Annotated in this window: 8 protein-coding genes; 4 read left to right on the top strand and 4 right to left on the bottom strand. The window is 74.6% G+C overall.

The features are described 5' to 3' along the window. Positions 1-117: 117 nt before the first annotated feature. The 3 genes from AC07FV_RS04170 to AC07FV_RS04160 all read right to left on the bottom strand — a co-directional run bounded on the left by AC07FV_RS04170 (position 118) and on the right by AC07FV_RS04160 (position 2,548). Complete coding sequence (locus tag AC07FV_RS04170) at positions 118-519, bottom strand: spore wall synthesis complex protein (RefSeq protein ID WP_053129412.1); 402 nt, start codon at positions 517-519, stop codon at positions 118-120. A 277-nt stretch (positions 520-796) separates the two neighbouring features. Then, on the bottom strand, positions 797-1,624 hold the full coding sequence (locus tag AC07FV_RS04165; protein ID WP_479084473.1) for a methyltransferase: 828 nt from the start codon (positions 1,622-1,624) through the stop codon (positions 797-799). Between the two features lie 402 nt (positions 1,625-2,026). Continuing rightward, positions 2,027-2,548, bottom strand: a complete 522-nt coding sequence (locus tag AC07FV_RS04160; RefSeq protein WP_479084472.1) for an SAV_6107 family HEPN domain-containing protein — start codon at positions 2,546-2,548, stop codon at positions 2,027-2,029. A 194-nt stretch (positions 2,549-2,742) separates the two neighbouring features. Between AC07FV_RS04160 and AC07FV_RS04155 the strand changes: the two genes are divergently transcribed. From AC07FV_RS04155 to AC07FV_RS04140, 4 genes are all read left to right on the top strand, one after another. Continuing rightward, entirely contained in the window at positions 2,743-3,603 is an 861-nt protein-coding gene (locus AC07FV_RS04155) for an ATP-binding cassette domain-containing protein (RefSeq protein WP_479084470.1), read from the top strand. Next, positions 3,575-5,659 (top strand): YhgE/Pip family protein, encoded by a 2,085-nt coding sequence (locus tag AC07FV_RS04150; RefSeq protein WP_479084469.1) that lies wholly within the window; start codon positions 3,575-3,577, stop codon positions 5,657-5,659. The genes AC07FV_RS04155 and AC07FV_RS04150 overlap by 29 nt, the downstream gene beginning before the upstream one ends. Positions 5,660-5,714: 55 nt before the next feature. Next, a complete protein-coding gene (locus AC07FV_RS04145; protein ID WP_384692710.1) occupies positions 5,715-6,344 on the top strand; it encodes a TetR/AcrR family transcriptional regulator in 630 nt (209 codons plus the stop codon). Between the two features lie 479 nt (positions 6,345-6,823). Beyond that, positions 6,824-8,341: a phytoene desaturase family protein gene (locus AC07FV_RS04140; protein WP_479084468.1), complete on the top strand. Its 1,518-nt coding sequence runs from the start codon at positions 6,824-6,826 to the stop codon at positions 8,339-8,341. 37 nt (positions 8,342-8,378) lie between these two features. Here AC07FV_RS04140 and AC07FV_RS04135 read toward each other — a convergent pair whose 3' ends face one another. After that, complete coding sequence (locus AC07FV_RS04135) at positions 8,379-9,359, bottom strand: SCO2102 family sporulation regulator (RefSeq protein ID WP_479084466.1); 981 nt, start codon at positions 9,357-9,359, stop codon at positions 8,379-8,381. Between the last annotated feature and the right edge of the window lie 20 nt (positions 9,360-9,379).

The following is a 9,379-nucleotide window of genomic DNA, read 5'->3' as shown; positions in this document are numbered from 1 at the left end:
TGCTTTTGCGGCTGTGGTCTCCCTCCCGGGGGCCACAGGGCAGTGGTCGGGGGGCGGCCCCCCCCCTTTTCCCCCCCACCCCCTCACCCGGATGTCCTGGTGAACGGACGGCTGGAGCTACTGGCCGCCCTGCTGCTCGTCCCGGCGGCGCTGCCAGCGCTCGTCGATGCGGTCCATCATGGAGCGTTTTTGGCGCCCCTGACGGCGTGTCTGTGGTCCGGCACCGGCGGCGGGCTGCTCGCCCGGCTTCGGTGCCTTGCGCCAGCCGGTCACGGCGAGGACCGCACAGCCCAGCATGACGAGGAAACCCACCACGCTGAGCCAGACCTGCTGGGCGACCATACCGGCCATGAGGAGCGCAATACCTACGAGGAAGCCCGCGACCGCCTGGTAGACCCGTCGCCGGGTGTACGTACGCAGCCCGCTTCCCTCGAGCGCTGTCGCGAACTTGGGATCTTCGGCGTACAGCGCTCGCTCCATCTGCTCGAGCATGCGCTGCTCGTGCTCCGAGAGCGGCACGGAGTCCTCCTCATCGTGCAGTCGCCGGGGCGACCCGGGGGGTCCCTTCAGGATAGGCAGGGATTCGCCCCCGTGAAACCCGCCCCATTACGCCAATTGGCCAACCGGTCTCCGTCATGGCCGTGCCGGCTCGCTGAAGTCTCCATTCCCCAGCGGCCGACCCGTCATGCCGGGCGGTCTCCCTCGATCATACGGCGACTGGCCCCCGTTCGGGGGGCCTGTGGCGTACTCCATCTGCAGTCGCGGCCCTGATCAGCGGCTCACCCCACGGGGTTGCTCAGGTCTCCTGAGTCCCTCGGGTCTCACCGAGCACATGCAGCTGTGTGGCCACAGAATGGAAGGCGGCGAGTTCGGCCGCCGCGGCCTCCAGCTTCAGCAGGGCGTCCATGGCACCGGGCTCGGTGTCCACCAGCACCCCGGGGACGAGGTCGGCGAAGACCCGCACGCCGTGCACGGCGCCGATCCGCAGCCCCGCGGCCTCGACCAGTCCGGTGAGCTGTTCGGCGGTGAACCGGCGGGGCACGGGGTCACCCGAGCCCCAGCGGCCGTTCGGGTCACCGAGGGCCTGGCGGGCCTCCGCGAAGTGCCCGGCGAGGGCGCGCGCGAGCACGGCACCGCCCAGCCCCGCGGCGAGCAGACTGAGGACGCCCTCGGGGCGCAGGGCGGCGACGGCGTTGCGGACGCCCTCGGCGGGGTCGTCCACGTACTCCAGGACGCCGTGGCACAGCACCACGTCGTAGCCGCCGCGCTCGGCCACGTCGAAGAGGCCGTGGGCGTCTCCCTGAACGCCCCGCACCCGGTCGGCGACGTCGGCCTCGGCGGCCCGGCGCTCCAGCGCGAACAGGGCGTTGGGGCTCGGGTCGACGACGGTGACGCGGTGGCCGAGGCGGGCCACCGGCACCGCGAAGTTGCCGCTGCCGCCACCGGTGTCCAGGACGTCCAGCGCCTGGCGTCCCGTGGCCTTGACCCGGCGGTCGAGGGCGTCCTGGAGGACGTCCCAGACCACGGCGGTGCGCAGGGCGGCGCGGGAACGTGCGGGCTCGGAGCGCGGCGACGCCGTGGGCGGGTGGTGAGGGGAGACGGGCGGGCGCATCGGGTCCGACACGGCAGTTGACTCCTCGGCGCGGCACCGCCTCGGGCACGGGCGGAGCGAACGGGCTGCCGCCCCGGCCCGGTGCGGGAAGGGGCAGGCTTCAGGCTCCTCCCACCCTATTGCCTCCGGTATGCCGACCGATCACCCCCGTGCCCCTCCCCCACGCCCGCTCATCCCGCGCACCGCGCCCGCTCATCCCGCGCCTCACGGCCCGCTCACGAGCGCCGAGGGAGCGGTCACCCGGCGCTCCCCTCGGCCGCTCATCCGGGACCCCGCACCGGCTCACCGGAAGCGCCCACCGGCTCACCGGAAGCGCCCCGCGCCCGCTCGCCGGCGCCTGGTGACCGTTCACGCGCACCCCGCGTCCGGTCGCCCGGCGCGTCCCGGGAAGCCCCACCGCCCGCCTCTCCGGCGCTACCCCGCGTCGGGCCGGGGCTGCGGGAGGACCGGCTGGAGGACCAGCATCCGCTCCACCAGGCGCAGGAACATCGCCACGTCGCGTATCAGGTCGTCGGCGTCGCGGCTGCCCGCCGCGCCCTGGATGCCCGCCTCCGCCCGGGCCCGGCGCCCGGCGCCCGAGGCGAACAGCGCGCTCCAGTCGGAGAGCTCGGGCGCGATCTCGGGGAGCACCTCCCAGGCGCTGCGGATGCGGGCCCGGGCCCGGGCCCGCGGGGTGGTCTCCGGGCGGCCCCGCGCGGCGAGCACCGCGGCGGCGGTGCGCAGCGCGGCGAGATGGGCCGTCGCGTAGCGCTCGTTCGGCGTTTCGAGGACGGTGGCCTCCTCCAGACCGGCCCGTGCCTGCGCGAGCAGGTCGAGGGCGGCGGGCGGGGCGGTCGTCCGGCGCAGCACGGGGTGCACGTCGCTCGCCGGACCGGTCAGTGAGGGTGCAGGGCCGGTTGCGCGGCGCCGGGCGGCGGCTGCGGACGAGTGGGCCATGACGATCCTCCTGTCGTCTTCGTGACGGCACGCACTGTGAGAGGTGCCGTATGTGCCCATCGTGAGGTATGCCACTGACAATCCGTTCTGACCAGGGCTTTTGCCTCGACCGTAGGTTCGGGTTAGCTTTTGCACTGACCAGTCAGTTTAAAGCTCCCGGGCGCCGGTCCGAGGGGATCGAGGGGTGAGGCGGCGTGGACGGTCCGCTCGGGCTCGCGGTGACGGCCCGCGACTTCGGACTCAGGGGGCCACGCGGTTGGGCGTTCCGGGGGGTCCGCGTCGACGCGGAGCCCGGCTCGCTCGTCGCGGTGGCGGGACCGTCGGGCTCGGGCCGCACCTGCCTGCTGCTCGCGCTGACGGGCCGGATGCGGCCGACGGAGGGGACGGCGACCGTGGGCGGCCTGCGACTGCCCCGGCGGATGGCCGCCCTGCGCCGGGTCAGCGCCCTGGCCCACGTGCCGGGTGTCACGGACCTCGACCCGGCCCTGACCGTCGCCGAGCACCTGCGGGAGCGTGCGCTGCTGCAGCGCCGTTTCGGCGACTCGGTGCGCGGTCTGCTGCGCCCGCGCGGGGAGCGGACGGCGCGGGAGCGGCTGCGGGTCGACGAGGCGCTGACCGCGGCCGGACTGGACCCGCGCACGCTGCCCAAGGGGCTGCGGACCGCCGTACGGGATCTGGAGCGCACCGAGGCGCTGCGGCTGTCGGTCGCGCTGGCGTTGATCGGCCGACCCCGGTTGCTGGGGGTCGACGACGCCGATCTCAAGCTGTCGGCCGCCGAGCGGGCCGAGATCTGGTCCCTGCTCGCCTCGGTCGCCGCGTCGGGCACGACCGTCCTGGCGGTGTGCGGCGAGCCGCCCGAAGGAGCGGTGACCGTCTCGTCCCGGCCCGAGGACGCGGAGCCCGAGGGCCCGGAGCCCGCGACGCCGGAGCCCGAGACGCCCCCCGGGGAGGACCCGACGGACGACGGGACGACCACCGGCGCACGGCGCGGCAAGGACGCCGAGAACGGGACGGAGGAGGCCGCCGATGCGCTCGCCGAGACTGGCCGCCCTTGAGCTCAGGCGCTTCGGGCGCGGACGGCTGCCGCGGGCCGCCCTGGTCGCGCTGCTGCTGCTGCCGCTGCTCTACGGCGCCCTGTACCTGTGGTCGTTCTGGGACCCGTACGGGCGCCTGGACCGCATCCCCGTGGCCCTGGTGAACGACGACCGGGGAGCGACCTCGCACGGCGAGAGGCTCACGGCGGGCGACGACATCACCGAGGGGCTGCGCGAGAGCAAGGTCTTCGACTGGCACGAGGTGAGCGCCGCCGAGGCCCGACGCGGCGTCGAGAACGGCACGTACTACCTGTCGCTGACCATGCCCGCGGACCTCAGCCGCCGCATCGCCTCCAGCGGGGGCGACTCGCCGGAGACCGGCGCGCTGCGGGTGCGCACGAACGACGCGAACAACTACATCGTCGGGCAGATCTCGCGGACCGTGTTCGGCGAGGTGCGCGAGGCGGCGTCCGGCAAGGCGTCGCGGTCGTTCCTGGACCGGATCTTCATCTCCTTCTCCGACATCCACGGCGAGACCGTGGAGGCGGCCAAGGGCGCCGACGAGCTGGAGGGCGGCATCGGGAAGGCGGAGAAGGGCTCCAAGGACCTGGCCGACGGCCTCAAGGACGCCGAGGACGGCAGCGGCAGACTCTCCAAGGGCCTGCGGAAGCTCGACACCGGGGCCGGTGACCTGGAGAAGGGCTCGCGGCAGGTCGCGGACGGCACCCAGAAGCTCGCCGACCGGGTCAACGACGCCGCCGGACGGGTGGGGCCCTTCCTGGAGGACAACGAGCGGACCATCGGTGAGACGGCCCAGTTCGTCGCCGACTCCTCCGGCACGATCCGCGAGGACCTGGACGCCCTGGTGGACGAGGCCCCCGCGGCCGCGAAGGACGCCCGCGCGGAGTCCGACGCGCTGGCCGCGGTGTACCGGACACGGTGTGCGGACCCCGCGCTGCCCGACGCGGCCTGCCCGGACCTGGAGAAGGCCCGGGACGCCTCTGCGTCCGTGGCGAGCGTCGCCGACGACGTCAGCGGCCTGGTCACCGACCACGCGGAGCAGCTGAAGACCCTCGACGGGCACCTGGCCGACCTCCAGAAGCAGGCGCAGGCCCTCGCCGACCGGGCACCGAACCTCTCCGAGGACCTCGACGACGCCGTCAAGAAGGTCAACGACCTGAACACGGGCGCCGGCAAGGTCGCCGCCGGCGCCAAGACGCTCCACAAGGGACTCGGCACGGCCAAGACCGGCGCGAAGGACCTGGACGAGGGGGTGGGCGCGCTCCGGGTCGGCGCCCACGACCTGAACGGCGGCATGTTCAAGCTGGTCGACGGTTCCGGGAAGCTCGCCGGCGGGCTGCACGACGGCGCCGAGAAGATCCCCGACTACGACGAGCGGGAGCGCGACCGGCGCACCGCCGTGATGGCGGACCCCGTCCGGCTCGCCTCCGAGTCCCTGCACCAGGCGCCGAACTACGGCACCGGTTTCGCCCCGTACTTCATCCCGCTGTCCCTGTGGGTGGGCGCCATGGTGGCGTACATGCTGATCCCGCCGCTGAACCGGCGGGCGCTCGCCGCGGGGGCGTCGGCCCGGCGGATCGCGCTGGCGGGCTGGCTGCCGGTGGTGGCGCTCGGGGTCCTCCAGACGACGGCCCTGATGGCGGTGCTGCACTGGGCGGTCGGCCTCCAGATGGTCCGGGCGGCCGGGACGGTGGGCTTCCTGTTCCTGGTGACGGCGTGCTTCGCGGCGATCGTGCAGTGGCTGAACGCCCGCTTCGGGGCGGCGGGCCGCATCCTGGTGCTCGCGCTGCTGATGCTCCAGCTGACGTCCGCTGGCGGCACGTACCCCGTCCAGACCAGTCCGGGCTTCTTCAACGCGATCCACCCCTTCCTGCCGATGAGCCATGTCGTCGAGGCCCTCAGGCGGCTCATCACGGGCGGCGGGCTGGAACCGGTGTGGCACGCGTGCGTGGTGCTCGCCGCCTTCACCGCGGCGGCGCTCGCGCTGACCGCCCTGTCGGCCCGCCGCCGGCAGGTGTGGACGCTCGACCGGCTGCACCCGGAGCTGACCCTGTGAACACCCCGGGCCCTGCGGTGACGCCCCCGAGGGCGGTGCTGTGACAATCGGGACCATGGAAAGCAGCAGCGCCACCTCGCAGGGCAGCAGCCGGCGCGAGGCCACCCGGCAGAAGCTCTACGAGGCGGCCGTGACCCTCATCGCCGAGCAGGGCTTCTCCGCCACCACGGTGGACGAGATCGCCGAACGCGCGGGCGTCGCGAAGGGCACCGTCTACTACAACTTCGCCAGCAAGTCCGTCCTCTTCGAGGAGCTGCTGCGCCATGGTGTCGGGCTTCTCACCGCGTCGCTGCGCGAGGCCGCGGAGCAGGCGGCGCGCGAGGGCCGCGGCCGGGTGGACGCCCTGGACGCGATGATCCGCGCGGGGCTCGCCTTCATCGACCGCTACCCGGCCTTCACCCAGCTCTACGTGGCCGAGCTGTGGCGTACGAACCGGGCCTGGCAGTCGACGCTGCTGGTGGTGCGGCAGGAGGCCGTCGCGGTGGTGGAGGGGGTGCTGCGCGAGGGCGTGGCGAGCGGTGAGTTCAGCGAGGAGATCGACGTGCCGCTGACCGCCGCCGCACTGGTCGGCATGGTGCTGGTGGCCGCGCTGGACTGGAAGTCGTTCCAGCCGGAACGCTCCCTCGACGACGTGCACGCGGCCCTGTCCCGGCTGCTCCAGGGGCGCGTGAGCGGCCGCCCCTGAGGCACCGGGCCCGCGCCCGCGCACGAAGAACGCCGGTCCGTGGTGGCCGCGTCCCCCGCGGGCCACCGTCGGACCGGCGCCTTCTCCCCCGTACGTCCCCCGGCGGTACGACCGTCCCAGGTCGTACCCGCGGGCTCCCCCGTGCCTCGCTCCCGCCGACCAGGTCGACGGAAGGAGCGGATCGTGGGCCCGGCCCCGTTCCGGCGCCCCGTGTCGCCGGTCCGCGGCCGTGCCCCTCTCCGTGCCTCCACTCTCTCGTTTCCGCAGGTCGGGGCCCATCCGCGCGCGTACTCATCTGACGGACTAGGTAGCCGTACTCAAGGGTGCGCACCCCGGCCCACGGCGGTGGGCCGTCGACCGGTCACGCGCGCGTCCGTCCGGGTACTCGGGTCCGGGTCCGCTGTCGGCCGTTCCCGCAGGTGGGCGCGGTGCCAGCCCCTGGAGCGGGGTTGTCGGTGGCGGCGGATAAAGTCCCTGGCATGGCACGGATTGCGGTGATCGGCGCCGGGATGGGCGCGATGGCGGCCGCCGCCCGGCTGGCCGTCGCGGGCCACCGGGTGGTGGTGTACGAGCGGACGACGACGTACGGCGGGGCCCTGCGCCGTTTCGAGCGGGACGGGTTCTCCTTCGACACCGGTCCGGGTCTGCTGCCGTTGCCGGCGGTCTGGCGCGATCTGTTCGTCAAGACCGGCAAGGAGCCGCTGGAGTCCTGCGTCGAGCTGGTCCAGGTCGACCCCTCGTCCCGGCACGTGTTCGCGGACGGCACCGAGGTCTCGCTGCCGAACGCCTCGCGGGCCGGCGTGGTCGCCGCCCTGGACGCGGCGCTCGGTGGGGACACCGGGCAGCGTTGGGGCGACTTCCTGGTGCGGGCCCGGGAGACCTGGGACCGCACCCGCCGCCCCCTGCTGGAGGAGCCCCTGTGGCCGAACTGGGAGGTGCTGGCCGCGCGCGAGCCCTATCCGGCGGTCCCGCACAGGCGCCTGCTGCGCACCCGCCGGGCCGGCACGCTCGCCGAGGTCGGCGCCTGGGAGCTGCGCGACCCGCGGCTCGCCGCCCTCCTGGAGAGCCACGCGCTGGCGTACGGCCTCGATCCCCGCACCGCCCCGGCGAACGCCGCGGTACTGCCGTACATGGAGTACGCCTTCGGCACGTGGTACGTGCGCGGCGGCGGGCTGCGGGAGCTGGCGCGGGCGGTGTACGAGCGGTGCCTGGCGCGCCGGGTCGAGTTCCGCTTCGACGCCGAGGTCGCCGGGGTCGTCGTGAAGGACGGCCGGGCGGCCGGCGTGGAGCTGGCCGACGGTGCCGTGCACGAGGCCGAGTTCGTGGTCGCCGGGGTGGCGCCGGACGTGCTGGACCGCCTCTGCGGGGATGCGCGGGTGCGGGGCGGCGAGGTGGCGCCGCAGCGCGGTGCGGCGAGCCGGCTGACGGTGCTGCTGGCGCTGCGGGGCGCCCGTCCGGAGGGGGTGGCGCACCGGACGGTGGTGCATTCCCCGGACCGCGCGGGCGAGTTGGACTGCCTGTTCGGGGCGACGCCCGGCATGGCCGCGCAGCCGACGGTGACGGTGCTCCGGCCCGAGGACGCGGCCCTGGTCCCGGACGCGGAGCACGAGGCTCTCACGCTCACCGCGACGGTGCCCGCCCTGGGCGGCGACTCGGACCGGGCGGCGACGGAGGTGTTCGGCCTGCGGGCCGAGCGGCTGATCGACGTCGCCGAGCGGGCGGTGCCCGGACTGCGCGACCGTCTGCTGTGGCACGAGGTGTGCACCCCGGCCGGGGTCGCGGCGGCCACCGGCGTGACCGACGGCGCGGTCCCGGTGCCGGCGCTGGCGGGCGCGGAGGGACGTCTGCTGCACCCGGCGAACGGCACGCGCACGCAGGGGCTGTTCACGGTCGGGGGCTGGTCGCACCCCGGTGGGGGCCTCCCGCACGCGGGCATGTCGGGCGCGCTGGTCGCCGGACTCGTCGTGGAGGGACCGGCGTTCCAGGGCTCCCGGTGAGCGGCCGGGGGCTGGTCACCGGGCGGATCGGACGCGGTCAGTAGCGGTACTGCTCGTCGTAGCCCTGGCCCTGGCCCTGGGTCTGGCCGTTGCCCTGGTACGGGTAGGGCTGCTCGGGCGGGAGTTCGCCGCCGTAGGGGTCGTCGGTGCTGCGCTGCTGCGGCACCCAGACGCCGCCGGCCGGGGTCTCCCCGCCGTGACCGCCGGGCGCTGCGGTGGCGTACGGGTCCTGCCCGTAGCCCTGCTGGCCGTACTGCTGGCCGCCCGCCGTGTCGTAGCCGCCCGTGTCGTAGGACGCCCCGCCGTAGGTGTGGGTGCCGATGTACGGGTCGGAGTAGGCGGCGTACTGCTGCTGGCCGCCGGTGTCGTACCCGTAGCCCTGCTGGCCGTAGCCGGAGTAGTCGTAGGCGTAGGCCTGGTCGGCGCCCTGGGCGGCCGGTGCCTGCTGGTCGTGGCCGTAGCCGGTGTCGGCGTACACGCCGTAGGAGCCGGTGTCGTCCGGCATGGGCTGCGGCTCGTAGACGGCGGTGGTCTCGGCGGCCGTGGGGTCGACGGGGCGGGCCGGGGTGAAGACGTCGTCGCGGTCGTAGTCGTCGTGGCCGTAGGGGAGGCCGCCCTGGCCCGGTCCCTGGGCCTGCGCGAGTCCGTCGTCGTAGGCGTCCCGGCCGTCCGGGCCGCTCCCGGCCGCTTCGAGGCCGGTGACCTCCAACGTCGGCTCCTGGCGGCCCCGTTCGGGGCGGCCGCGCCGGGCGGCGAGGCCCGCCGGGGCGTTGACCGCCCACCCGGCCTCGAAGCCGCGGCGGAACGACAACGTGACGTAGGTCTGGCCGACCGCGAAGGCGGCGGCGCCCAGCCCGATGACGATGACGTTCGACATCAGCACACCGGCCACCACACCGAGGAAGCCGCCGAAGGCGAGCAGCCGGAAGCGCAGCCGCGCCTTGTACTGCAGCAGCACCTCGCCGAGCAGCCACAGTGCGACGATGCCGAACGCGATGTAGAGGACCGCCCAGCCCATGTACGCCCCTCTCCCAGTGG

The organism is Streptomyces sp. NPDC045956 (genome assembly GCF_056430705.1).
The sequence above is the reverse complement of the archived record's forward strand: the minus strand, read 5'-3'. Positions and strand labels throughout refer to the sequence as shown.